Genomic DNA, 24,584 nt, shown 5'->3' on the forward strand with positions numbered 1-24,584 from the left:
GCGAGGTCACGCACCGCGCCGCGCCGCCGTCAGGAGCACCATGCCGGAGTCCCCGTAGTCCGGCAGCGTCGGGTCGGCGTCGATCCTCGTGACGGTGAGGCGCTCGGTGAGCGGGGCGAACACCTCGGTGACGACGGCCGGGTCCACCGGACAGCCGGGCCAGCGCGACGCGGGCCCGATGCGGTACGTCGGCATGTTCTCCATGAACGCCGCGACGAGATGCCCGCCCGGCGCGACGGAGCGCACGAAGCGGTGGCAGAAGTCCGTGAACTCCGCGAAGTCCTCGGTGACGCCCTCGGCCACGAAGTTCATCGACGCGATGTCGTACGTGCCGGGCGGCAGCGCCCGGATGTCGCCGTGCACGACGCGCACCCCCGCGAGCGCCTCCGGAAGCGTCGGCGGCAGATCGGGGTTGAGGCGGCGGCACAGCGCGTGGAACGGCAACCAGCTCTCGTCCGGGCCCTGTTCGAGCTGCCGGGTCAGATAGGCGACGCCCGCCGCGCTCGCCTCGACGGCGTCGATGCGGCGGCTCGCGGCGGCGGCGAGGATCAGCGGGTAGAGGTTGGGCCCGGCCCCGAACTCCAGGGAGCGTGCGGCGCTGCCCGGGGCGAAATGCCGGTAGAAGGCGCAGTGGTGGGCGATGACCGCGGCGTCGGACGGGTGCAGCTCGCGGTAGTTCTCGCCGAGATAGTCCTGCACGGGCCAGCTGTCCCAGTCCACGTCGTCGTTGCGGGTCGGGGCCATGGGGAGTCAGCTCCCCGGCCGCAGCGGGAACCGTTCGGACAGGCGCGTCAGGGACGCGTTGAGCCGGTCGATGTCCTCGTCCGTGTTCAGGGCCGTGAGCTGCACGCGGAATCCGACGCGGTCGTGCGGCACGAGCGGATAGGCCGCCAGGGTCACGTAGATGCCCTGTTCCCACAGGAATCCGGCCACCGCGTCCAGATCGGATGCGTCGGCCAGGGGGATCTCCACGATCGGCAGCTGATCGGAGTTGAGCGTGTCGATGCCGAGCCCGGCCACGTGGTCGAGCACCCGGACGGTCTTGCGGTGCAGATCGGCGCGGATGGCGTCCCCGCGCCGGTCGTTGACCTCCAGGCCGGCGAGCGCGGTGGCGAGCGAGGCCGTGGGCGAGGGCCCGGAGTAGAGGTAGGGGGCGGCGGAGACCTTCAGATGGTCCTTGAGCCAGGACGGCAGGGCGAGGAAGGCGAGCAGCGACGAGTAGGCCTTGGAGAAGCCGCCGACGAGCACGATGTTGTCGTACGTCTCGCCGGTGTGCCGCACGACGCTGTTGCCGCGCATGCCGTACGGGCAGGGTTCGTCGGTGCCGCGCTCCCCGATGACGCCGAATCCGTGCGTGTCGTCGATGTACAGCGTGGCGTCCAGGTCCCGGCACATCCCGGCGAGTTCGGGGATGTCGGCGATGTTCCCGCTCATGCTGTTGACGCCGTCCAGGCAGACCAGGCGGGGCGCGCCGCTGGGCGCCGCCCGCAGCAGGGCGGCCAGTTCGTCGGGGCGCTCCGCGTGGAACCGCCGCAGCGTCGCGCCCTGTCCGCGGGCGGCCACGCAGCCGTCGTACACGGTGCGGTGCGCCGTTGCCTCGACGAAGACCTCGCCCTTGTCGGCGATGACGGGGATCACCGAGGCGTGGATCAGCGTGGCCGTCGGGAGCAGCAGGGTGTCGGGCGCTTTGAGCAGCGCGGCGAGCCGCTCCTCGATCTCGGGGTAGAGCCGGGGGCTGCCGAGCAGCCGGGACCAGCTGGGGTGCGTTCCCCAGCGGCGTACGGCGGGTTCGATGGCGTCGATGATCTCCGGATCGCAGTCGAAGCCCAGGTAGTTGCAGGAGGCGAAGTCGATGAGCCAGTGGTCCCCGCTGCGGATGCGCCGGCCGCGTACCTCGTCCAGGACGCAGTCGCTCATCGGGCTGGTCCGCCGCAGGTGGTCGAGATCGCCCCAGCGCGGATCGCGCCGTGCTTCCAGGAGTTCGGTGTCCGGTTCGCTCATGTCGCTCTGCCTCTCCGAGGGGATCGGGGCGGTCGGGGCTGCTGGTGCGGCGACGGGGACAGCGGCGACAGGGACAGCGGCGACGGCGACAGCGGGTGCGGCGGGCGCGACGCGGCCGCCCCGCACGGATCTTGGACCCGTGGCAGCACCGTTGCCGCCCCGCCCCAGCCCCCGGCGCAGCAGCCGCTCCCCCTGCTCGGCCGTCAGCGGCCGTGCGAAGAGATAGCCCTGCCCGAACCCGCAGCCCATCTTGGCCAGCAGGTCCCACTGCGCGGACTCCTCGATCCCCTCGGCGATGACCTGCAGGCCCATCGTGTCGGCGAGGTGCACGATTCCCTCGACGAGGGCGAGCTGGCGTGGGTCGTCGGCGATGTCGTCGATGAACGTCTTGTCGATCTTGAGTACGTCGATGGGGAACTCGCGGAGGTAGCGCAGCGAGGAGAATCCCGTGCCGAAGTCGTCGACCGCGATCCGGACGCCCAGGTCCTTCAGCGCCTGCATGACCGCCTGGATCTGTCCGTCCCGCCGCATCAGCACCGACTCGGTGAGCTCCAACTGCAGTGACCCCGGGGCGAGTCCGGGCGTGTCCAGGGCTTTGCGCACCTCGTCGAGGAAGCCCGTGTCACGGAACTGCCGCGCGGACACGTTGACGCTGATGTAGGGGCGACGGGCCCGGGAGGGCCCCACGCCCTGCAGTCCGGCGATGCCCGCGGTGGCGTTGCCGAGGACCCAGGCGCCCAGCGGCGTGATGTGCCCGGTCTCCTCGGCGAGCGGAATGAACTGCTGCGGCGGCACCAGGCCGCGCCGGGGGTGCGGCCACCGAGCCAGGGCCTCGAACCCGACGATCTCGGCCGCGCCCGCCGCGCCGCCCGCCCGGCCGCCGTTCGCGCTGATGTCCACGACGGGCTGATAGCGCAGGGCGAACTCCTCGTCGGTGATCGCCCGGTCCAGGCTCGCCTGCAGGTCGTGCCGCTCCCGCATGCGTACGTGCAGCCGCTGCTGGAAGCGGCGCCACTGGCGCTTGCCCGCCGCCTTGGCGGCGTACAGCGCCAGATCGGCGTGGGCCAGGAGCTCATCGGCGCCCGCGCTGTCCACGGCCGTGGACACGCCCACGCTCGCCGAGACGCTCACGCTGTCGCCGGACAGATGGAACGGCCTGCTGAGCGCCTGCACCACCTGCGCGGCGAGGATCTCGGCGTCGACGGGCCGCTTCGCGTCCTCCATCAGGACGGCGAACTCGTCGCCGCCGAGGCGGGCCGCGGTGTCGCTGCGGCGCAGCGACCGCGAGAGGCGCGATCCGACCGCGGTCAGGAGCCGGTCGCCGACCGAGTGCCCCAGCGTGTCGTTGACGACCTTGAAGTCGTCGAGGTCGATGAAGAGCACGCAGGTCAGCGTCGACTCCCGGCGGCCTCGCAGCAGCGCGCGCTCGATGCGCTCCAGGAGCAGCGTCCGGTTGGGAAGGCCGGTCAGCGCGTCGTGGAAGGCCCGCTGGGTGAGCTCCTGCTCCAGCTGGCGCTGCTCGGTCACGTCCCGCAGCGTGACGACGAGCCCGCGGACGGTCGGGTCCTGGCGCAGGTCGCTGCACCGCACCTCCACCTCGATGCGCCCGCCGTCCCGCGGCATCCACCAGTAGTCGTGGGGTTCGTGCTGCGTGCCGCTGCGCATGGCCGCGAGCACCCGTGTGGCCCGGTCTCTGTCGCGCGGGTCCACCAGCACGGGCAGCTCCGCGCCGATCAGCGGGGCGTCCCCGAAGACGGCCTGGGCGGACGGGCTGGCGTACCGCACGGTGTTGTCGTCGTCGACGATGAGGATGACGTCGGACGCGTTGCGCACCAGCGCACGGAAGTACGCCTCGCTCTCCCGCCGGATGATCTCCTTGCGGAGGGTGATGCGCTCCTTCGCCAGGCCCGCGTGCGAGGCGAGGATCTCCAGGGAGCCCCAGATCTCGGTGAGCTGCTTCTCGGAGCCGCCCGCGATCAGCACACCCGGCGGCTCGTCCCCGGCCGGGCGGTCGCGCTGGATCATCGGGCACACCAGCGCACGCTGCGCGGCCCCGAAGCGGGTGGCCAGCTCCGGGCCGAGGTCGGCGGCCCGCACCAGATGCGTGCGGCGCAGGTCGAGGGCGGAGCAGGGGGCCGCTGGTGTGTCGCCCGGCTCCAGGATCAGGGTCCCGGGGCGGGTTCCGGGGCCGGACAGCGCGGCGACCGTCGTCTCGCAGGTCTTGGTGATCTGCTCCGTGGTGATCGCGGCCACCAGCGAGGAGGCCGCGCCGCGCAGCGCGAGCTCACGGTCCACGGCCTTGCGGTGCGCCACGACCATCCCCGCGAGCCGCAGGATCACCAGGAGGAACAGCGTGCCGGAGAAGGCGGCGATCACGGCCGCGTCATGGGCGCTGTCGAGCAGGCCCTCCGCGAGCAGGATCGCCGGGGCGATGAGGGTGGCCGCGGCGAGCAGCACGAGCCTGCGCGGCGGCGGGAGCAGGGTCTGGCGCCGGTGCGTGTAGGCGGTCAGCTCCACCATCGAGGGGTGCAGCGCGGCAAGGCCCCACGCCGTGTAGAAGACGATCCAGCCGGTGTCCAGCAGCGTGCCTGCCTGCCACAGGCCGTTGAGCTGCAAGATCCCGTACGCGATGTCGAAGACGAGCAGGGTGAGCGTGCCGAGGACGAGCAGGCGTACGGCGGGATTGTGGCCGGTCACGAAGCCCGGCGTGAGCAGCCGGGCCAGGAGGGCGAGGACCAGTACGTCGCCCAGCGGGTAGGCGATGCTGATGGCGCGCTGCGGCCAGGTCAGGCCCTCGACCTCGGTGAGCGGCTGGACGAGGTAGACCCAGACGGGCAGCGCGAGCCCGCCGGTGATGATCAGCGCGTCGAGGAGGCTCGGCAGGTCGCGGCCCGCCCAGCGGTAGCGGACGAGGCCGAAGAGGCCCGCCGCGAGCAGCGGATACACCGCGAGGTAGCAGGCGTCCGCCGGGGAGGGGAAGGGATTCGACTCCTGGAAGTACTGCTCGACCACGTTGTAGTACGTGTCGCCCGCGGCGAACGCCAGCAGCCCGGCCGCAAGCACCCACCACGGCCAGCGGTGCGCGGGACGGTGGACGCGCACCCCGACGAGGACGGCTGCGACGCCGCCGAGCCCGATGATCGCCCAGAGCGGGGCGCGCAGGCCCGGCAGCGTCATGTAGACGACGGTGAGAGCGGCGACCAGGACGAGGTAGACGGCCATGAGCCGATGGGCGCGCGGGTGTCCCCGAGGATGTGCCCGAAGCAATGGCAAAGCGCCTCCCTGCGTGGCAGGGACACCCGGCCGAGAACACGCGTCAACCCGGGGTCTCGCTCCTACGATCGTAGGCACGGGCGGCGGACGCCTGCATCTTCAGTCGGTCGGCGGCAGAGCCGCCCCGACCGGCGGCGGCGTACCGACTGCCTGGCCGAAGTAGTCGACGGACCCGGGGTCGATGCCGAACAGCTTGCGCAGGTCGAGGCCCTTGTCCGCGAGGGCGTCGCAGTCCGGTGCGAACCGGTGCGCGTCGCCGGGGGATCCGATGGCGGGCAGCTCGCCCCCGGCGAAGCAGGGGTCGACGGTCAGGCCGGACGGCTTTCCTTCGACGCGTTCCTGGCCTGTCGCCTTCCGCCAGGTGTCGAGGCCGGTGTAGGCGTGATCGCCCCACTGAAGGGCCCACTGCCCCTGCGGCGCACGGTAGTTGTTGCCCTGCAGGAGGGCGTTCTCGGCCGTGAGTCCCCGGTCCACCAGGGCCAGCGGCGAGCCGTCGGTGACGAAGGTGTTGTTGCGCACGGTGACGCCCGTCTCGCCGTCCATCAGGCGCAGGGCGGGACCGCTCTTTCCGTTCTCCAGAGCCGTCATGACCACGGTGTTCTGGTAGATCCGCAGGTTGCGCACGTCGTGGCCGTAGACGGCGAGCCCGCCGAAGCGCGGCAGCTTGCGGCCGTCGTCGGAGGTGATGTTGTAGCGGATCGTGTTGTCGGTGTGCGCGCCGTTCGCCTTCCTGGTGTAGGCGTAGAAGCCGGGGCCGTCGTTGTGGAACGCCAGGTTGTACTGCATCGTCGAGCGCGAGACGTTCTCGTCGAAGCCGAACCCGGCACCGTCGACGTCGGAGCCCGTGTGGTTGCGGTAGGCGGTGTTGTGCTCCAGGAGCACGTCCGTGGCGTCGTAGGCCCAGATGCCCACCGGACCCGACGGTGCCTCGGTGGCCGATGTCGATCCGTTGTCGTGGGCGCTGGAGTCGCGCACCGTGGCGTGGCGCACGGCGCCGAGGATGATGCCGTCGCCGGTGTGGCGCTCGACCGCCTCGGGATCGCCGCTGTTGCGGTACGCGTCGACGTCCGAGATGGAGAAGTCCTCGTGTGCGTAGGCGGGTTGGCCGGGGTCGAACTGCGGGCCGTACGTCAGGAGGCCGGCGTCCTTGTTTCCGTGCAGCTCGGCCTGACGTACCGTCACGTTCTTGAATCCGTTGCCCTTCTCGATGCCGCCGACCGCGATGCCCACCTGGAAACCGGAGACGGTGACGTCGGAGACCGAGACACGGTCCAGCTTTCCGCCGCCAGGACGGTCGGCGTAGAGATTGATGCCGCCGTCACGGGCGTAGGACGCGCGGTCCCCCTTCACGGTGAGATCGCGGATCTCCACGCCCGCCGTGTTGTGCACGGAGATTCCGGGGGAGTCCTCGGCCTCGACCGCCGCCCGCCCCTCGCCGTACGACCCGACCACCACGGGCCGCTCCGCACTGCCCGCCTCGTTGTCGTTCAGGGTGATGGTGCCGGTGAACCGGGCGCCGCCTTCGAGCAGCAGCCGGTCGCCGGGTTCGAGCGCCACGCGCTCGGCACGGGCGAGGGTCCGCCAGGCCCGGCCGGGCGACGAGCCGTCGTTCCCGTCGTCGCCCTCGGGGCTGACGTAGTACGTGCCGGCGGCCTTGGTCTCGGGCACGTAGTGGGGCGTGGCCGCACAGCCGCTCGCGCCGATCAGCACGATCGCGGCGGTGAGGACGCCAGGGCCGGTGCAGCGCCTGGCGGCGGCTGAGGCGGCTTTCCTGCGCATGGGGATCAGGCCTCCACCGGTATCCGCGCGAGCGGCGGTCCGGACCGCGTGGCGAACCACGCCACCGTGCGCCGCAGCCCCTCGTCGAGGGGGACGCGCGGCATCCAGCCGAGCTGTTCCACGGCCCGGTTGATCACCGGGCGGCGGCGGGTCGGGTCGTCGACGGGCAGCGGGCGGTACGCGATGCGCGAGGGCGATCCGGTGATGCGCAGGACGAGCTCCGCGAGCTCGCGGACGGTGCGCTCGCTGGGATTGCCCAGGTTCACCGGTCCGCCGCGGTCGCTGTCCAGCATCGCGATCAGGCCCCGGACGAGGTCGTCGACGTAGCAGAAACTGCGGGTCTGGCTGCCGTCGCCGTAGAGGGTCAGCGGCTTGCCCGCCAGGGCCTGGCGGACGAAGGTGGAGACCACGCGTCCGTCGTGCGGCCGCATCCGCGGACCGTACGTATTGAAGATCCTCACGATGCCGACGTCGACACCGAGGCTGCGCCGGTACGCCGTGGCCAGCGCCTCCGCGAACCGCTTGGCCTCGTCGTAGACGCTGCGCGGGCCGACCGGATTGACGTGGCCCCAGTACTCCTCGGGCTGCGGGTGGACCTCGGGGTCGCCGTAGACCTCGCTGGTGGAGGTGAGCAGGAAGCGGGCGCCGTGCCGCTGCGCCAGGCGCAGGGCGTTCTCGGTGCCGCGGCTGCCGACGGCCAGGGTCTCCAGGGCGAGGCGGTGGTAGTCAGGCGGGGACGCGGGGCTCGCGAGGTGGGCGACGGCGTCCACGGGGCCCGGCACGTCGAACGGCTCCGTCACGTCGGCGCGCAGCAGCCGGAAGCGGGGCGCGCCGCGCAGGTGGGCGACGTTCTCCGGTTCACCGGTGCAGAAGTTGTCCAGACAGCAGACCGTGTCTCCTCTGCGCAGCAGGGCCTCGCACAGATGGGATCCCACGAATCCGCCGCCGCCCGTCACCACGACCCTCATGACGCACCTCCGGCGAGCGCGGCCACCTTGGCCTTGGAAGGGATGGGCGAGGAGAGCCGCGGCCGGCCCGGGGCGTGCACGGCCCAGCCGGCCGCCGACCAGGACCGCGGGTCGAGGCTGTTGCGGGCGTCCAGGAGGACGGGGGTGCGCACCAGCGCGGCGAGAGCGGCGGGGTCGATGTCCTGGTACTCCGGCCAGTTGGTCAGATGCAGGACCAGGTCGGCGTCCTCGCACGCCTTGTCGACGTCCAGGGCGTAGGCCAGCTCGGGATGGACGGCGCGCGCGTTGTCGACGGCCTCCGGGTCGTGCACGCGGACCTCCGCGCCCTGCTGGTGCAGGGCCGCCGCCACGACCAGGGCGGGCGAGTCGCGGACGTCGTCGCTGCCCGGCTTGAACGCGGCACCGAGCACGGCGATCCTGCGCCCGGTGAACGAGCCGCCGAGCAGACGGCGAGCCCGCTCGACGGTGCGCGGCCGCTGCCGGGTGTTGATCCGGTCGACCTCGTGCAGGAACGCCACGGCCTCACCGGCGCCGATCTCCTCGGCGCGGGCCGCGAAGGCCCGGATGTCCTTGGGGAAGCAGCTGCCGCCGAAGCCGAGCCCCGGTTCGAGGAAGCGGGGGCCGATCCGCGAGTCCGCGCCGATGGCCCTGGCCAGGACCGACGCGTCGGCGCCCGCGGCGTCGCACACCTCGGCCATGGCGTTGATGAAGGAGATCTTGGTGGCGAGGAAGGAGTTCGCCGCCACCTTGACCAGCTCCGCCGTCGCCGGGTCGGTGCAGAAGAACGGCACCCCGGAGGCGATCATCGGCGCGTAGATCGACCGCAGCACCGCCTCGGAGTGCTGCGACGTCACGCCCACGACGAGCCGCTCGGGCCGCATGGTGTCCTCGACCGCGGAGCCCTCGCGCAGGAACTCGGGGTTCCAGGCGACCTCCGTGCCGGGCGTCATGTCGGCGAGGCGCTCGGCGAGCCGTGCGGCCGTACCCACCGGCACGGTCGACTTGCCGACGATCAGACTGCCGGGCGGCAGATGCGGGGCCAGGCCGTCCACGACGGAGTCCACGTACCGGAGGTCGGCCGCCTTGCTGTCGGGGCGCTGCGGGGTGCCCACGCACATGAAGTGCGTCCCGGCGAACGCGGCGCCCTCGGCGAGCGAGGTGGAGAAGCGCAGCCTGCCCGACGCGACGGTCCTGGCGAGCAGTTCGTCGAGTCCGTCCTCGTGGATGGGCGCCCGGCCCGCCGACAGGGATGCGATCCGTTCGGCGTCGATGTCGATGCCGAGGACCTGGTGGCCGATGTCGGCCATGCACGCGGCGTGCACCGTTCCCACGTAACCGGTGCCGATCACTGTCATCCGCATGACGTCGCTCCTTACGGGTCGTGCCTCACGTGCTGTGGTGTTTGCCGTTGATGTGCCGGCCGGGGCCGGCGTATCCATGGGGGTTGAGCTGCTGGAACCGCCATGCGTCCCGGCACATGTCGTGCAGGTCCCGGGTGGGCCGCCAGCCCCAGGCGCGCGCCACCGCGCCCGCGTCGGCGACGAGTTCGGTGACGTCGCCGGGGCGGCGCGGCATGATCTGGTACGGGATGGCCCTTCCGCAGGCGGTGCTGAAGGCGGAGATCACGTCGAGGACCGAACGGCCCGTGCCCACGCCGAGGTTGAACACCCGCAGGCCCGGTCCGTCGGCGAGGTGGTCCAGGGCGATGCGGTGGGCCTCGGCGGTGTCCATGACGTGGAGGTAGTCGCGGATCGCGGTGCCGTCGGGCGTGGGGTAGTCGTCGCCGAACACGGGGAGCCGCTCACGCCGTCCGACGGCGACCTGCGCCACGTACGGCATCAGATTGTCGGGGACGCCGCCCGGGTCCTCGCCGAGGAGGCCGCTGGGGTGGGCGCCGACGGGGTTGAAGTAGCGCAGCGCGAGCACGGTGAACTCCGGGCAGCGTGCGCACACGTCGGCGAGCACCTGCTCGCACATCCATTTGGAGGCGGCGTACGGATTGGTGGGGCCTGCGGGGGTCGACTCGTCGAGCGGCCCGCGCCCGGCGTCGCCGTAGATGGAACAGGAGGAGGAGAACACCAGCTGGTGCACGTCGTGTTCGCGCATGACCTGCAGCAGCGCGGTCGTGCCACCGACGTTGGTGTCGTAGTACTCGATGGGCATCCGTGTCGACTCGCCCACGGCCTTGTGCGCGGCAAAGTGCACGACGGCGTCCACGGAGTGGCGGTCGAAGACGGCCGACAGAGCGCGCCGATCACGGATGTCCAGCTCATAGACGGCGCCGACGAAGCGGTCGGCGATCCGTTCCACCCGCGTGAAGACCTGCGGGGTGCTGTGGGAGTAGTCGTCGATCACGATCAGTTCGTAGCCGTGGTCGAGGAGTTCGACGCAGGTGTGGCTCCCGATGAAGCCGGCACCGCCGGTGACGAGGATCGTGGAGGGTGCGCTCATGGCCGTTCACCAGCTCAGGACGGCGGCGGCGTACGCCGGGTAGAAGACGAGGGCGGTGGCGACCGGCAGTGCCGCAAGAAGGCCGAGGGCCAGCGGCAGCCGTGCGGGGGCCAGCGCGCGGGTGAAGCGGACGTCCGCGGCCCGTGCCGCCTCCCGCACGTGGAGCAGCGGGACAGCGAGGGCGACGGCCGCGTAGGTCGTGGCGGCGAGCAGGCAGAGGAAGACGTAGCCGGCCGAGGGGCTTGTCAGCTCGCCGATCAGGGCGATCGAGGACAGGGAGACGGCCAGTGCGACGAAGGGCAGGATGAGCCGGGTGGGCAGCGGCCGGGGTCCGCCGGTGTCCTTGGGCGTGACCTTGAAGGTCACGGGCCGCCGCCGCAGCTTCTGCCCGACGGCGCCGAACAGGCCGAGGATGACGAAGGGCCAGCGCGCGAGCGCGAACAGCCATGTCTCCCAGCTGATCAGCGGGGCGTTGCGCGGGCGGAGCATTCCGCAGCGGCGCATGAGGTACAGGGTCAGGAGCAGCCACACGGGCATGGTCCAGAAGTGGATCAGGAAGTCGAAGTAGTTGACGTTCATCCACGGCAGGCCGGTGAGGACGGCGATCGGCGGCAGGGTGAGTCCCGCGGTGATCATCAGGCCGAGGAGCGGGTAGTAGGCGAGGGCGTACGCGAAACGCAGCCGCAGCACGAGGGGCAGCCGGGGCAGATGGCGCGGCAGCAGACCCAGGAGCATCGTGGTCAGGCTCCGCGACCACTGGTACTCCTGCGTGACCATGTCCGCGAAGGTGAGCGGCCCGTCCCCGTGCGCCTCGGCGTCGATGGCGAACGCGCCGTGCCAGCCCGCCGAGTTGAGCAGGTACGTGGTCGAGAAGTCCTCGGCGAGCTCGGGGCCGAGGCCTCCGATGTCCCGCAGCGCGCGGGTGCGCACGGCATAGTGGGAGCCGATGCACATCGGCGCGAGCCCGTCGCTGTGGCCGAGCTGCACCGCGCCGTGCCACACGGCCTCGCGGTGCAGCCGCCCCCGGGCCGCCCACGACACCGCGCCGTTGGCGTCGCACATGCTGGGCGCGGCCACGTAGCCGATGGCGGGGTCGTCGAAGGGGCGGACCATCTCGGAGAGGTAGGTCGGCGCGGGCACGTGGTCGCAGTCGAGCTGCGCGACCACGTCGTAGCGGCGGTAGCCCCAGTTGTCGTAGAAGTAGGCGAGATTGCCTTCCTTGCAGCGGGTGCGGCGCGGCCAGTCGCTGCGGTGGTACGGGTCCACGCCGCGGCGGCAGGACATCCGCACCCGGTGCGTGCGGCACCAGCCGGTGATCTCCTCGGTGGGGTCCTCGTCGCACAGCCACACGTCGTAGGGGTGCGGGAAGTCCTGGGCCAGCATCGCCTCCAGCGTCTGCCGGGCGGTGGGCCACGGTTCCGAGGGGGCGCGGGTCACGGCGAAGGCGACCGGCAGCGCGGGGACCGGAAGGTGCGGGTCGACGCGGCGCAGGCGCAGGGCGGTGACGAAGAAGTAGCAGGGCAGGCCGGTGAGGTAGAGCAGGAGGGCGCTGTTGATGATCAGGCCCGCCCAGCCGACGCGGTGCTCCGGCTGCAGCCACCAGATCCAGAACCACAGGAAGCTCAGCCCCCAGCCCGCGGCGATCACCATGAGCGCGGCCCGGTCGTGCCGGGGGAGTGCGGGCACGAAGGTCGTCGGCCGGACGGTGCGCACCGGGAACGGATGTCCGAAGACGGGGCCGCCGGCGGTGACGCGGACGACGTTGCCGTCCGACATCCGCGCGAGATCGCGCTCCACCTGGACCAGATCCGTCGACATCGGCTCGCTGTGCGTCATGGCGAGACGCTCCTGAGAGGTCTGACGCTGTACGCTGACTACGTACGTTTACGTCGTATATGTACGACTTTGCACCCGATGTTCCCTGAGGTCAAGGGGGCCAGAGAGGCGGAGGCGGCGGACATGCCGAAAGAGGCGGCGGGCAAGCCGAAGGGGAAAGGGGAGGCCGCGACCGAGGGGCGGCGCGCTAGTGACCGGGGGCGCTATGGACGGCTCAGCCGGGAGCGCGTCCTGGCCGCGGCCCTGGACGTCGTCGACCGCGACGGGCTCTCGGGCCTGAGCATGCGCAAGCTCGGCGCGGAGCTGGGGGTGGAGGCGATGGCCCTGTACCGGTACGCGGCGGGCAAGGGAGCTCTGCTCGACGGCCTGGTCGAGGCGTTCTGCCAGGAGCTGGAGGGCGATCTGGCCGCCGCCGGGCCCGAAGCCGCGGCCGGGCCCGAAGTCGCCGCCGGGCCCGAAGCCGCCGCCAGGCCCAGAGCCGCTAGGCCCAGCGTTGCCAAGCCCGGAGCCGCCGACAAGTCCGAAGCCCCTGCCAAGCCTCAGGCAGACGACTGGAGGCGGGAGCTGCACCGCATCGCACTCGCCACCTACCGCGTCGCCCAACGGCACCCGAACATGGTCCCGCTGCTCGCCACCCGCCTGCTGTCCACCCCGCTGGCCCGCCGCCCCGCTGCCGTGCTGCGCAGCGACGAGCGGATCCTGGCCCTGCTCCATGACGCCGGTCTGGGCGACCGCCGCACGGTGCGGGTCCACCGGGCGTTCACTGCGTGGCTGCTCGGCTACCTCCTCGTGGAACTGCGGGCCATGGACGACGAGCCGGGCGAACCGGACCCGGCATTCCGGCTCGGCCTGCACCGCATGCCCGCCCAGGAGTTTCCACGGCTGCGCGCCACGGCCATCTCCCTGGACGGGCAGGGCGGTCCCGAGCAACTGACTGCGGGACTCGACGCGTTGCTCGGGTCATGAGGCGGCCGGCGTCCCACGTTCCTCGACCACATCGGGGAACGCGAACGACCTGGACGGTGGCGTCGCGTTGATCGACCGCGCAGCTTATGGCGCGGCGGCCGAGAGGAGCACAGGGAGGGCGGAAACTGCACAGGGCCGCCACAGCGAGCGGCCGGGAGTCAGGCGAGCGGCACGTCGAGCCGGGCCTTGCGGTGGCTGAACGTGGCGATGGAGTGCGGGCCGTGGTAGTTGCCCACGCCGCTCTCGCCGACGCCGCCGAACGGCAGCTCGGGGACGCGGAGATGAGCCATCGGAAGGCCGAAGCCGAGCCCGCCCGACGACGTCTCCGCGGCCAGGCGCTGCCGTGTCGTCTCGTTCTCGGTGAAGCCGTAGAGGGCGAGCGGCTTGTCGCGGTCGTTGATGAAGGCGATGGCCTCGTCGAGACCGTCGACGTTCACGATCGGCAGGACGGGACCGAAGATCTCCTCCTGCATCACCGGCTCGTCGGGCTTCACGTCGGTGAGCACGGTCGGCGCGATGTAGACGTCGTCGCGGTCGCTCTGCCCGCCGAACGCGGTCGTCCCGGAGCCGAGGAGAGCGGAGACCCGGTCGAAGTGCCGTTCGTTCACGATGCGTCCGTAGGTCTCCGAGGACTTCGGGTCCGTGCCGAACACCCGCTCCACGGCCGTACGCAGCTCCCGGGCGAGGGCGGGGGCGGTGTCCGGGTCGGTGAGGACGTAGTCCGGGGCGACGCATGTCTGCCCGGCGTTGCGGAACTTGGCCTCGGCGAGACGCGTCGCGACGGCGGCCACATCGACGTCCCGGTCCACGAACACCGGTGACTTGCCGCCGAGTTCGAGGGTGACCGGGGTGAGGTGCTCGGCGGCGGCGCGCATCACGATGCGGCCGACGGCGCCGTTGCCGGTGTAGAAGATGTGGTCGTAGCGCTGGGCGAGGAGCGCGGTGGTCTCCGGCACGCCGCCCTCGACGACGGCGACCGCGTCCGTGTCCAGGTACTCGGGGACGAGGCGGGCGATCAACGCCGAGGTGGCCGGGGTGACTTCGCTCGGCTTCAGGACGGCGGTGTTGCCCGCCGCCAGCGCGCCCACCAGGGGGACGAGGAGGAGCTGCACGGGGTAGTTCCACGGCGCGATGATCAGGACGGTGCCGAGCGGCTCGTACTGCGTACCTGCGGTGGTTCCCTCGGGCAGCCCCGCCAGGGCGCCGGACGCGAGCGGCTGCGGGCGCAGCCACTCCTCCAGATGGGCCAGCGTGTGGTCGATCTCCCGTACGGGGAAGTCGACTTCGGCGGTGTACGCCTCGGTGCGCGGCTTGTGCAGATCGGCGTACAGGGCGTCCGCGATGTCCTCGCGGTGCTCGGTGAACAGGGAGCGCAGCTGGGTGAGCTGCTCCTCACGCCAGGCCAGGGGCCTGGTGCGGCCGGTGGCGAAGGTGGCACGGAGCCCGGCGACGAGCGCCTCGGGGGCGGGCGCTGCGGAGGCGGCTGCTTCGGGGTGGTGCATGAGGGGTCTCCTCGGGAGGTCTCAGATGAGCCGGTGCATGGGGGTAAGAGAGGGGAGTGAGGGGGAGGGAGGATCGGTCAGCCGGTCGTCAGTCGGTCGTCGTGGTGACCGGCGAGCCGAGGAGGCCGGTCAGGAGCGCGTCCGTGGCGGGCCCGAAGAGTTCGCGGGCGCCGGACACGGACTCCAGGCCCATGACCAGGGCGATGCAGATGTCGGCCGCTTCGGCGGGCTCCACCGTTGCCGGGGTCCCCGCTTCGGTGAACAGGTCGATGAGCAGGCGCCGCAGCGATCCCGTGAAGTCGTGGCAGATGTCGCCGAAGAGGCGGGCCTTGGCATCGAGGAGCTCGGCGGAGTGCGGCGAGTCCCCGGCCAGACGCAGGACCAGGTCGAGCTTGGCGGCGAGGACACCCCGGATGCGCTCGGCGCTGGGGGCGTCGTCCACCGCCGCCTGCCGGGCCCGCGCGAGCGCCTCGGAGTGCAGGCGCTCGGCGAGCTTGCGGAAGGCGTCGTCCTTGTTGCGGACGTACTGATAGACGGCTGACCGGGACACGCCCATCGTGGAGGCGATGTCGTCCATCGTCGTGCGCCGTACGCCATACCGCGTGAGGGAGTCGTAGGCGGCGTCGAGGACCTCGTCGAGCCGGTCGGTACCCATGAGGGTCAGGCCAGCTTCTTGACGAGCTCGGCCGCCAGCGGCGCAGCGGACGCCGGGTTCTGACCGGTGATCAGGTTCCGGTCGACGACCACCTTGGGGGCCCAGGCCTCACCCTCCTGGAAGTCGGCGCCCGCCGCGACGAGCCGGTCCTGGAGCAGCCACTTGGCCTTCTCGGCGAAGCCGGACTGCGTCTCCTCGGCATTGGTGAAGCCGGTGAGCTCGTACCCGGCGAACGCGTTGGAACCGTCCTCCTTCGTGGCGGCGAGCAGCGCGGCCGGGCCGTGGCAGACGACACCGAGCGGCTTGCCGGACTCCAGGGCGGCGGTGAGGAGCCTGCCGGACTCGGCGTCGACGGCGAGGTCCTCCATGGGGCCGTGGCCGCCGGGGTAGAAGACGGCGTCGTAGTCGGCGAGGTCGACCTCCGCCAGCTTGAGCGGCCGCAGGAACTCGCTGATCTCCGCGAGGGTGACGGCGACCTTGTCGGCGCCTTCCTGGCCGCCGTTGAACTCGGGCGCCAGACTCGCCTGGTCGACGGTCGGTACGACGCCGCCGGGTGTCGCGACGACGATCTCGTGTCCCGCGGCCTTGAACGCCTCGTACGGCGCGACGGCCTCCTCGGCCCAGAAGCCGGTCGGGTGCTGGGTGCCGTCGGCCAGCGTCCAGTGGTCGGCGCCGGTCACGACGAACAGAATCTTGGCCATGGTGTCTCTCCGAGGCTGGCTGGAATCTCTGACGTTCTGTGCTCAGAGCGTCAGGTGGTGCTGTCCTCGAAGGTAGGTGGGCGTACCCAACGAAATCCAATAGGCTGACCCATATGGGAGATAGGAATTCCGATGGGTCGACGGGAATAGCCCCGGTGGCCGCACCGGAGGGTCCTGACGGGGCGGCCGTGGCGCAGAGCGCCGCCGGAGGCCCGCTGGACCTGAACCTGCTGCGCACGTTCCTGGCCGTGTACCGGTCGGGTTCCTTCACCGCTGCGGCTCGTCTGCTCGGCCTCTCGCAGCCCACCGTCACCACGCAGATCCGGGCCCTTGAGCGGCAGGTCGACCGGGAGCTGTTCGAGCGGCTGCCGCGCGGCGTCGCCCCGGCGCCGTACGCGGACGCGCTGGCCGCCCGTGTCGTCGATCCCCTCGACGCCCTCGCCGCGGTCACCGGGCACGGCGGCCCCTTGGACGGCGCCCCCGCGGAGCCCGTCCATCTGGCGGGCCCGGCGGAGATGCTCTGCCACTGCGCGCTGCCCGCGCTCGCCCCGCTGGTCGAGAAGGGGGTCCGGCTGCGCGTGACGACGGGCCTGACCGACCGGCTCCTGGACGAGCTGCGGGCGGGACGGCACGACCTGGTGATCGCCACGGCCCGCCCCCGTGGGCGCTCCCTGAGCTCCGTGCCGCTCGCGGACGAGGAGTTCGTCCTGGTCGCTTCGGCCTCGTGGGCCGAGCGCATCGGCGGCGCCACGCGGATCGCCGCCGACGGGCCCGGGGTGCTGCTCGGCGTCCCGCTGGTCACGTACGCCGACGACCTGCCGATCGCCCGCCGCTACTGGCGCCACGTCTTCGGCAAGCGGCTGGCCTGCGAGGCCTCCGTCACGGTCCCCGATCTGCGCGGCGTCCTCGCGGCCGTCGTCGCGGGCGCCGGATTCTCCGTGCTGCCCCGCTACCTCTGCCGCGACGCGCTGGCCGCCGGCACCCTGGTGCTCCTGCACGACCCGGAGGACGCCCCGATCAACACCGGCTACCTGGTGCAGCGCCCCGGATCCGCGGACAACCCGCACGTCGCCCTCGTCCGCGACCACCTCGTCCGGTCGGCCCGCGCCTGGTAGCCGCGGGCGCCGGCTAGGCGCCCGCCGCCTCCCGCGTGATCCGCTCCCACTGAGCGCCCATGGCCTCGGCGAGCGCCTGCGCGGCCGACAGGGGGCGGACCATGACCATGAACTCGTCGATCAGCCCGTCCTCGTTCACGTGGAGGAAGTCGCAGCCGGTGATCTGCCGGTCGCCGACCCGTGCCTCGAAGACCAGCGCCGAGTCGCGCCCCGAGGCGTCGTTGATCTCGCGTACGTACCGGAAGTCCTCGAAGACCCGCGTGACGCCGCGCAGGATCGCCGCGGTCGTGGCCTTGCCCGGGTAGGGCCGGAACACGACCGGGCTGGAGAAGACCACGTCATCGGCCAGGAGCGCCTCGATGGCCTCGTGGTCGTCGGCCTCGACGGCCTTGCGGAAAGCGTGCATGCCCACACCTCGCGTCATCATTGATCAGACTGATGGCGATCAGGCTGATATTCAATTTGTTGAGTAGGTGTGCAGGAGAGTAATCACATCGGTGTGCGGTGTCCAGGTACGGTGTCCGGATGTCTCTCAAGTACGCGGTGCTCGCGGCGCTCCTGGAGGGCGAGTCGTCCGGCTACGACCTGGCCAAGATCTTCGACGTGTCCGTGTCGAACTTCTGGTCCGCGACTCCCCAGCAGCTCTACCGCGAGCTGGAGCGACTCGCGGGCGACGGCCTGATCGAGGCACGCGTGGTGCAGCAGGAACGCAGGCCCAACAAGCGGATGTTCACGCTCACCGAGGCCGGTCTGCGGGACCTGCACGCCTTCGCCGCCGAGCCGCCCCGGCCCATCGCCATCCGGGACGAACTCATGGTCAAGGTGCAGGCGATGGACGGCGGAGACCCGGCGGCCACCCGCGCGCTGATCGAGGAGCGCATGGAGTGGTCGCGCGGCAAGCTCGCCCGGTACGAACGGCTGCGCCTCCACCTCCTCGGCGGCCGTGACGAGGCGCAGTACCTGCGCGAGGCCGAACGCATCGGCCCCTACCTCACGTTGATGGCGGGCCGGTCCCTTGAGGAGTCGAACCTACGCTGGGGCGAGCGGGTCCTCGAGATCCTCGACGGACGATTCAACTACGCCGGCAAGGGCGGAATGTGAGGAGGCAGAAGTGGATGACGCGCCTGAGGTGCGGCCCGACGCGTCGCCGCGTGCGGTGCTCACCGACTTCGGCGGTGTGCTGACCACCAGCGTGCTCGACTCGTTCCGCTCGTACTCCGCGCGGGTGAGCGACAATCCGCTGCTGATCGAGCGACTGTTCCGGGAGGACGCGGAGGCGTCGGCGCTCCTCGTGGAGCACGAGTGCGGGCGCATGGACGAGGCCGAGTTCGAGCGGGGCATCGCGGGGCGGCTGCGCGAGAAGGGCGTGGAGGTGGAGGCGGCGGGCCTCGTCGCCGCGATCGGGGCGGGGATGCGGCCGGACGAGAAGATGCTCGCCGCGCTGAGGGGGCTGCGCGCCCAGGGCATCCCGGTGGCGATCGTGTCGAACGCGCTGGGCGACGACTGCTACCAGGGATACGACCTGGACGCGCTCGCCGACGTCGTCGTGATCTCCAGCGACATCGGCTCGCGCAAGCCGGGCCGCCACATCTTCCGGACGGCCTGCGACCGCCTCGGCGTCGAACCGTCCGCCTGCGTCATGATCGACGACCTGGAGCACAATCTGGTCGGCGCGGCACGCCTCGGCATCCGGAGCCTGCACCACGTGGACAGCGACGAAACGGCCCGCGCTCTGGGGGAGTTGTTCGCCACCGGTAAGTAGGCCGGTAGGGAGGCCGGTACGTAAGTCGGCACGCACGCCGGGCCCGGTGCGCCGGACCCGGCGTGAGCCGCTGCCTGCCTCACCCGGCCGCGTACACGTCCTCGACGTACCGCCCTTCCGCGGTCAGTTCGTCCAGCCACCGCTCGGAGTCCGCCGCCGTGGCTCCCGGCGTGCGGTCCCGGTGCAGGGTGCGCAGGGCGTCACGCACGCCCGGCGCCATGCGTGAGCCGTCGCCGCACACGTACACCCGGGCTCCTGCGGCCAGCAGGCCCCACACCTCGTCGCCCTCCGCCGCGATGCGGTGCTGGACGAAGGTCACCCCGTCGACGGGGGCGGCGCTGAAGGCGGGGCGCAGGGAGACCGCTCCGGCGGCTTCCGCGGCGCGCAGCTCATCGGCGTGCAGGAAGTCGGCGTCCGGCGCATCGCACCCGAAGTAGCAGAGAGCGGGCGGGAGTTGGCTTCCACCGGCCGTCAGTTCCGCGCGGTCGGCGATCGTGCCGCGGAACGGGGCGAGGCCGGTGCCCGCGGCGACCATAATGACGGGCGCCGCGTCCGCGTGGTCGATGCGGAAGGCCTCGCGGCAGGGCTGGACGCGGGCCAGGACGGTGTCGCCCGGACGCACCCCGGCCAGGTGCCCGGAGCCCGTGCCGCGGTACAGCAGCCCGCTGCCCGAGCGGGCCGGGGCCTCCAGGAGGGACACCATCAGGTCGGCGTGCCCGGGGCGCGCGCCCGGCGACGAGGACACCGAGTAGTGGCGGGGCCGCAGGGGCGTGAGCACCTCCAGGAGCTGGGCCCACTCCAGTGCCCCGCGCAGGGCCGGGCAGGCCTCGACCAGTTCGAGCAGCGTGCGCCCGTCGGCCGCGCGCGCCCCGGCATCGTCGGCGAGTGCGGTGAGAGCGGCCCGTTCAGGCGGGCAGGGGTTGGCGGCGGCGAGCAAGGCCAGCTGGCCAGTGGTGGGCCGCTCCTGCAACTCGACGTGGTGGGACAGGAGTTGGCGCACCGTCAAGGGGAGGTCCACGGCGAGGCCGTCACGGCGCGGGCGGCCCGCGCGGATGTCGAGCACCGTGTCCAGGTCCACGCCGAGCGCGGCGGCCGCCCGGTCGACGAGGGCTGGGTCGTTGACCGGAAGGACGGTGAGATGGTCGCCGGTGCGATAGGTCACGCCGTCGGGCAGGGCGAGCCGTACGAAGCGCTTCTTGCGGGGGTGACCGGGCGCGGTGAGGTCGTGGGCCTCGCTGACCGTCATCGGAACGAGCCCGTGCCGCGCGGCGAGCGCGTCCAGCGGGCCGCCGGTCACCTCGCGCACCTCGTACGCGTCGGAGGCGGCGGTGGCCTCCGGGGCGTCCAGCGCGTCGGGATCGCCGTACCGCTCGAGAAGCGCCCCGCGCAGCCGCGCCGTGAACTCGCGTACGGAGCCGCCGAGATCGCCCGAGGCGTCGGCCGCCGTCCGCTCCAGGAGCCGGGCGCCGCCCAGCTCCGCGAGCCGCTCGTCGAAGCGCGTCGGGACGTGCTGGTACGTCGCGGCCCAGTTGCGGTCGCCCACACCGAGGACGGCGTACGTGACGTTCTCGGCGGTGGCCGCGGGCGCGCCGTCGAGCCAGGAGGCGAACACCGTGGCGTCGTCGGTGGGCCGGCCGTTGTAGGAGGCGGCCGTGATGACGACCGGGCGGTCGGTGGGCAGCGCGCCCGCGTACTCGTCGAGCGGCGCGACCTCCGTCTCGCAGCCCACCGATGCGGCCTCGTCGGCGAGTTGGGCGGCGAAGTCCCGGCAGGTGCCGTAGTTACTCCCATGCAGGAAGAGCGCGCGCGTGCCGGGCGCGACGCGTGCGGGCAGCGCGGTGGCATCGGGCTCCGCGACCGCCGGGCCCGCCGTCCTGCCCGGCAGCTCGCCGTGCACGCGGTCGGGGGCGGTGCGCGGCGTCAGCGTGAGCGTGAAGCCGTCGGGCTTGAGGGTGAGCGTCTCCTTGACGGTGAGCCGGTAGTCGGCGTGGTCGTGCAGGCGGTAGCGGTGCACCAGCATCCCGAGCAGCATGGTCGCCTCGTGCAGCGCGAACTGCCGCCCGATGCAGGCCCGTTCACCGGTGCCGAACGGCTTGAACGCGTGCGGGGAGCGCGCGGCCTCCGCCTCGGCGGTGAAGCGCTCCGGGTCGAAGAGCTCCGGGTTGTCGCCCCACACGGGCTGCCGGTGCAGCATCGGCGTGAGGACGGTGACGCCCTGGCCCGCGCGCAGCGGGATCCGGCCGCCGAGCAGCGTGTCCTCGCGGGCATGCCGGCCGAACGCCGCGGCCGTCGGCCACAGCCGCAGCGCCTCGTTGAGCACCTGACGGGTGTAGGTGAGCCGCCCGACCTCGTCGAAGGTCGGCTCGATGTCGGCCGTGTCGCCCCACAGGGCATCGACCTCGCGCCGTACGAGGTCGAGGACGGCGGGGTGCTTGGTGAGGTAGTACAGCGCGAAGGACATCGCGCCGGACGTCGTCTCGTGCCCCGCGATCAGGAAGGTGATGACCTGGTTGCGGATGTTGGCGGTGTCCAGCTTGGAGCCGTCGCCGGGGTGCGCGGCGCTGAGCATGAGGCCGAGCAGGTCATCGGCGGGTTCGGCGCCCGGGGCGCCACCGGCCCGCGCGGAGATGACCTCGTCGACCACCTGCGCCAGATAGTCGGCGTCGGCGCGGAAGGCCGCGTCCGCCGCCGCGTGGTCACTGCCCGGCGTGCGGCTCAGCCGCGTCATGCTCCACTCCAGGCAGCGGACCATGGCGTCGACGAAGGGATGCGGCTCGGCCCGCTCGAACGAACCGAAGTCGTAGCCGAACCCGGCGAGCCCGATCGTGTCCAGCGTCATCCGGGTCATGTCGCCCGGCACGTCCACGGGGAGCCCGTCCTTCGCGCCGCGGTCCCACGACTCGATCAGCCGCTGGGCGACGCGCAGCATCATCGGGTGGTAGGTACGCATCGAGCCCAGCGCGAACGCGGGCATCAGGATGTCGTGCGCGCGGGCCCAGTTGGGCTCGTCGTTGTACGCGGTGAAAAGGCCGTCGGCGGTGAACTCGCGCACGTTCTCCAGGGCGGGGCCGACGTGCTTGGCGAAGCGGGTCTCGTCGGCGAGCTCGGTGACGAGATCGAGATCGCTCACGAACAGCGCGTCGCGGCCGTGGAGCCGCCGCCGCACCACGGGCCCGTGACGGCGGACCAGTTCCATGGCCTGCTGCAGCGGGGCGGGCCCCGGCCCGGTGGCGGAGATGTCGATCAGGGGTACACCGTCGAGGCCGGATCCGGCGTCCTGGGGGAGCGGTGCGGTGGTGGTGGGGGGGCATGGCGTGACAACTGCCTTTCGCCGTACGGAAGTCACTGATCCCCAGCTTGATCGCCGGTCCCCGCGGGTCAGCGCCGCAGCACTACATGATTGTGTAGTGGCGAATGATGCACCGCCCTTGACTGCCCCTGGCTGGAAGGAGTCGCCCCGTGGACTCCGCGGACTCCGTGCTGTGGCGCAACCGCGCCATGCTCCTCTTCAACCGCATCCCGATGCCGGTCGCGGTGTGCGACGCGAGCGGGGCGATCATCCTCGCCAACCCGGCGATGGCGGCGGAGTGGGGCGAGACCTCCGGCACCCTGCGGGGCCGCAACGTCCTTGAGCTGTTCCGCCCCGAGGAGAAGACGCAGGTCATTCGGATCGCCGAGGCGGTACGGCTGCGCCACCGCTCGCGCTATCCGGTCGCGGTGCACTGGGAGGCGGCCGACGGGGTACGGCGCCACGGCGAGCTGACGGCGGAGCCGGTGAGCGACACGGTCGATGCGGTGCCCGGCCTGCTCGTGCTGCTCCGCGTCCTGGGCGAGGAGCGCACCCCGGCTCCGGCGCCCGTCGAGGCTGCCACGGCGGCCGAGGCCCGCATCCTGGCCCTGCTGGCCGGCGGCGCCACCACGGCTCGGGCGGCCCGCGAGACGGGCCTCACCCGCGACGGTGTCACCTACCACCTGCGGCGCCTGAGCGAGCGCTGGGGCGCGGCGAACCGGACGGAACTGGTGGCTCGGGCGTACGCGCTGGGGGTTCTCGTCCCGGGGGTGTGGCCTCCGGCCGCGTGAAGCCTGCGGGTCAGCCCGGGGCGTCGCTGGAATCGGCCGCGGAGCGGCGGTACTCGGCGTTGATGCGCTTGGCCTCCTCGAGCTGGTCCTCGAGGATGACGATGCGGCACGCCGCCTCGACGGGGGTGCCCTGGTCCACCAGTTCGCGGGCGCGCGCGGCGATCCGCAGCTGGTAGCGGGAGTACCGCCGGTGCCCGCCTTCCGAGCGGAGCGGTGTGATCAGCCGGGCCTCACCGATGGCCCGCAGGAAACCGGGTGTGGTGCCGAGCATCTCGGCGGCCCGCCCCATGGTGTAGGCGGGGTAGTCGTCGTCGTCCAGACGACCACTGAGCGGAATATCTGCAGTCATGTCACCTCTTGTGCCAACGCGTCGAGGGGCCCTGGTGCCGTACGGCACCAAGGCCCCGAAGGAAATTCAACACCATCTGTCGGCCTTATTGCTGCGCCGACCTCTTGTTTCCGCCGTCCGGCCCGAGAACAGGGCGGGATTGCGGGGATCGCTGATGCGTGACCGGGGACCACCTTCCAATCCGGGGTCTTGCGGCACCCGGGCCGAATCGATCTCGGGCCGGGCGATCCTGATGGCGTCTGCTCCTCCGTTCGTCTCCGATCCATGGGTACGAGAGAAACCCTAATCATGCGACCGCCCAATGTCTACTCCCGCGAGAACAGATTTTGTGCGCTGCTGGCCGAACGCGGCTGCTGCGGGCATGTAAGGCGGGCCTGTAAGGCAGTCATGCGAGGCGGGCATGCAAGAGGGCCCTGCCGGCGCGCGCCGGCAGGGCCCTCCTGGTGTTCTGCGTCGTTACACGGGCGTGGAGGCGCCGAGCATCGCCGACGCGGTCTGCAGCGGGGTGAGGACGCGCGGGGCGGCGTCCTCGGAGGGGGTGCGGCAGGTGAAGCCGAGGAGCGTCATGGCACGGGTGACCTCACCGGCGCTGAAGTCACGACGGTCCTGGCGGGTGATCACCGCTCCCACCTGCTTGATGGGGTAGTGGCGGCGGCCGACGATGACGGAGTCGCCCGTGATGGGCTCGGGCTTGATGCCCTTCATCGCGTCCAGCACCCCACTCTTGGTGAGGTCGAACGGGAAACGGGCGATGACGCAGCGCATGATGCCTCACATGTGAGGAGAGGGGCCGACTGAGAGTGGTGGGGCGATCAACGCGCGAGAGCGAGAACGTCCCGTAGGCGGACCTGGTCCGTGTAGGCGGGGCCTTCGCGGACGGCGATGAGCTGGGCCCGGGTGATCAGGCCCGTGCACTGGTCGTCCTCGTCGCACAGGAACAGATGGCCGGCGCCCGAGCCGGACATGACCGACAGAGCCAGCTCCACGGTCATGTCGTCACGGACCTGAGGCCCGCTCGCGTCCGTGCCGCCGGCGCTTTCGGCGCCGTCGGTCAGCGGGACGGTGGCGGGGTCCGCCGGGCGGGGCTGCGTCTGAACCGGTGTCAAAGGTGCCTCCTGCAGGGATGGATGAGCCTGGTGAACGTGG

20 protein-coding genes are annotated in these 24,584 nt (G+C 71.9%); 5 read left to right on the forward strand and 15 right to left on the reverse strand.

What is annotated here, in order from left to right:
• Nucleotides 1–6 precede the first annotated feature (6 nt).
• The 7 genes from AC07AG_RS38190 to AC07AG_RS38220 form a co-directional block, all read right to left on the reverse strand.
• Complete coding sequence (locus tag AC07AG_RS38190; protein ID WP_478761283.1) at nt 7–744, reverse strand: class I SAM-dependent methyltransferase; 738 nt, start codon at nt 742–744, stop codon at nt 7–9.
• 6 nt (nt 745–750) lie between these two features.
• Nucleotides 751–5,223: an aminotransferase class I/II-fold pyridoxal phosphate-dependent enzyme gene (locus AC07AG_RS38195; RefSeq protein ID WP_478761284.1), complete on the reverse strand. Its 4,473-nt coding sequence runs from the start codon at nt 5,221–5,223 to the stop codon at nt 751–753.
• 150 nt (nt 5,224–5,373) lie between these two features.
• Complete coding sequence (locus tag AC07AG_RS38200) at nt 5,374–7,053, reverse strand: right-handed parallel beta-helix repeat-containing protein (RefSeq protein WP_478761285.1); 1,680 nt, start codon at nt 7,051–7,053, stop codon at nt 5,374–5,376.
• Between the two features lie 5 nt (nt 7,054–7,058).
• The gene (locus AC07AG_RS38205; protein ID WP_478761287.1) at nt 7,059–8,021 is read right to left on the reverse strand and encodes a UDP-glucuronic acid decarboxylase family protein; all 963 of its coding nucleotides are present in this window, start codon (nt 8,019–8,021) and stop codon (nt 7,059–7,061) included.
• Nucleotides 8,018–9,382 carry a UDP-glucose dehydrogenase family protein gene (locus tag AC07AG_RS38210; protein ID WP_478761288.1) on the reverse strand — a complete coding sequence of 455 codons (1,365 nt, stop codon included), beginning with the start codon at nt 9,380–9,382 and terminating at the stop codon, nt 8,018–8,020. Before AC07AG_RS38210 ends, AC07AG_RS38205 begins: the two co-directional genes overlap by 4 nt.
• Before the next feature lie 25 nt (nt 9,383–9,407).
• Nucleotides 9,408–10,472 (reverse strand): UDP-glucose 4-epimerase GalE, encoded by a 1,065-nt coding sequence (galE, locus tag AC07AG_RS38215; protein ID WP_478761289.1) that lies wholly within the window; start codon nt 10,470–10,472, stop codon nt 9,408–9,410.
• Nucleotides 10,473–10,478: 6 nt separating this feature from the next.
• Nucleotides 10,479–12,308, reverse strand: coding sequence for a glycosyltransferase family 2 protein (locus tag AC07AG_RS38220; protein ID WP_478761291.1), 1,830 nt, complete (start codon nt 12,306–12,308; stop codon nt 10,479–10,481).
• 123 nt (nt 12,309–12,431) lie between these two features.
• Here AC07AG_RS38220 and AC07AG_RS38225 point away from each other — a divergent pair, with 123 nt between their 5' ends.
• The gene (locus tag AC07AG_RS38225; protein WP_478761476.1) at nt 12,432–13,274 is read left to right on the forward strand and encodes a TetR/AcrR family transcriptional regulator; all 843 of its coding nucleotides are present in this window, start codon (nt 12,432–12,434) and stop codon (nt 13,272–13,274) included.
• 158 nt (nt 13,275–13,432) lie between these two features.
• Here AC07AG_RS38225 and AC07AG_RS38230 read toward each other — a convergent pair whose 3' ends face one another.
• The 3 genes from AC07AG_RS38230 to AC07AG_RS38240 all read right to left on the reverse strand — a co-directional run bounded on the left by AC07AG_RS38230 (nt 13,433) and on the right by AC07AG_RS38240 (nt 16,132).
• Nucleotides 13,433–14,776 carry an aldehyde dehydrogenase family protein gene (locus AC07AG_RS38230; protein WP_478761292.1) on the reverse strand — a complete coding sequence of 448 codons (1,344 nt, stop codon included), beginning with the start codon at nt 14,774–14,776 and terminating at the stop codon, nt 13,433–13,435.
• Nucleotides 14,777–14,864: 88 nt separating this feature from the next.
• Nucleotides 14,865–15,431: a TetR/AcrR family transcriptional regulator gene (locus AC07AG_RS38235; RefSeq protein WP_478761294.1), complete on the reverse strand. Its 567-nt coding sequence runs from the start codon at nt 15,429–15,431 to the stop codon at nt 14,865–14,867.
• Between the two features lie 5 nt (nt 15,432–15,436).
• Nucleotides 15,437–16,132 carry a type 1 glutamine amidotransferase domain-containing protein gene (locus AC07AG_RS38240; protein ID WP_478761296.1) on the reverse strand — a complete coding sequence of 232 codons (696 nt, stop codon included), beginning with the start codon at nt 16,130–16,132 and terminating at the stop codon, nt 15,437–15,439.
• Between the two features lie 113 nt (nt 16,133–16,245).
• On the opposite strand from AC07AG_RS38240, the gene AC07AG_RS38245 reads away from it, so the two are divergent.
• Entirely contained in the window at nt 16,246–17,247 is a 1,002-nt protein-coding gene (locus AC07AG_RS38245; protein WP_478761298.1) for a LysR family transcriptional regulator, read from the forward strand.
• A gap of 13 nt (nt 17,248–17,260) precedes the next feature.
• Here AC07AG_RS38245 and AC07AG_RS38250 read toward each other — a convergent pair whose 3' ends face one another.
• Nucleotides 17,261–17,653 (reverse strand): nuclear transport factor 2 family protein, encoded by a 393-nt coding sequence (locus tag AC07AG_RS38250; RefSeq protein WP_478761299.1) that lies wholly within the window; start codon nt 17,651–17,653, stop codon nt 17,261–17,263.
• A gap of 119 nt (nt 17,654–17,772) precedes the next feature.
• On the opposite strand from AC07AG_RS38250, the gene AC07AG_RS38255 reads away from it, so the two are divergent.
• Together AC07AG_RS38255 and AC07AG_RS38260 are read left to right on the forward strand one after the other, a co-directional pair.
• Complete coding sequence (locus tag AC07AG_RS38255) at nt 17,773–18,348, forward strand: PadR family transcriptional regulator (RefSeq protein ID WP_478761301.1); 576 nt, start codon at nt 17,773–17,775, stop codon at nt 18,346–18,348.
• Between the two features lie 10 nt (nt 18,349–18,358).
• Nucleotides 18,359–19,009: an HAD family hydrolase gene (locus tag AC07AG_RS38260; RefSeq protein WP_478761302.1), complete on the forward strand. Its 651-nt coding sequence runs from the start codon at nt 18,359–18,361 to the stop codon at nt 19,007–19,009.
• Between the two features lie 79 nt (nt 19,010–19,088).
• On the opposite strand, the gene AC07AG_RS38265 is transcribed toward AC07AG_RS38260, so the two are convergent.
• On the reverse strand, nt 19,089–22,256 hold the full coding sequence (locus tag AC07AG_RS38265; RefSeq protein WP_478761477.1) for a bifunctional cytochrome P450/NADPH--P450 reductase: 3,168 nt from the start codon (nt 22,254–22,256) through the stop codon (nt 19,089–19,091).
• A gap of 251 nt (nt 22,257–22,507) precedes the next feature.
• Between AC07AG_RS38265 and AC07AG_RS38270 the strand changes: the two genes are divergently transcribed.
• Nucleotides 22,508–23,089, forward strand: a complete 582-nt coding sequence (locus tag AC07AG_RS38270) for a helix-turn-helix transcriptional regulator (protein ID WP_478761479.1) — start codon at nt 22,508–22,510, stop codon at nt 23,087–23,089.
• 10 nt (nt 23,090–23,099) lie between these two features.
• On the opposite strand, the gene AC07AG_RS38275 is transcribed toward AC07AG_RS38270, so the two are convergent.
• From AC07AG_RS38275 to AC07AG_RS38285, 3 genes are all read right to left on the reverse strand, one after another.
• On the reverse strand, nt 23,100–23,438 hold the full coding sequence (locus AC07AG_RS38275) for a MerR family transcriptional regulator (protein WP_478761304.1): 339 nt from the start codon (nt 23,436–23,438) through the stop codon (nt 23,100–23,102).
• 456 nt (nt 23,439–23,894) lie between these two features.
• A complete protein-coding gene (locus AC07AG_RS38280) occupies nt 23,895–24,203 on the reverse strand; it encodes an SCO5918 family protein (protein ID WP_478761305.1) in 309 nt (102 codons plus the stop codon).
• 47 nt (nt 24,204–24,250) lie between these two features.
• Nucleotides 24,251–24,544, reverse strand: coding sequence for a CBS domain-containing protein (locus AC07AG_RS38285; RefSeq protein WP_478761307.1), 294 nt, complete (start codon nt 24,542–24,544; stop codon nt 24,251–24,253).
• Between the last annotated feature and the right edge of the window lie 40 nt (nt 24,545–24,584).

It is taken from the genome of Streptomyces sp. NPDC044044 (assembly GCF_056434405.1).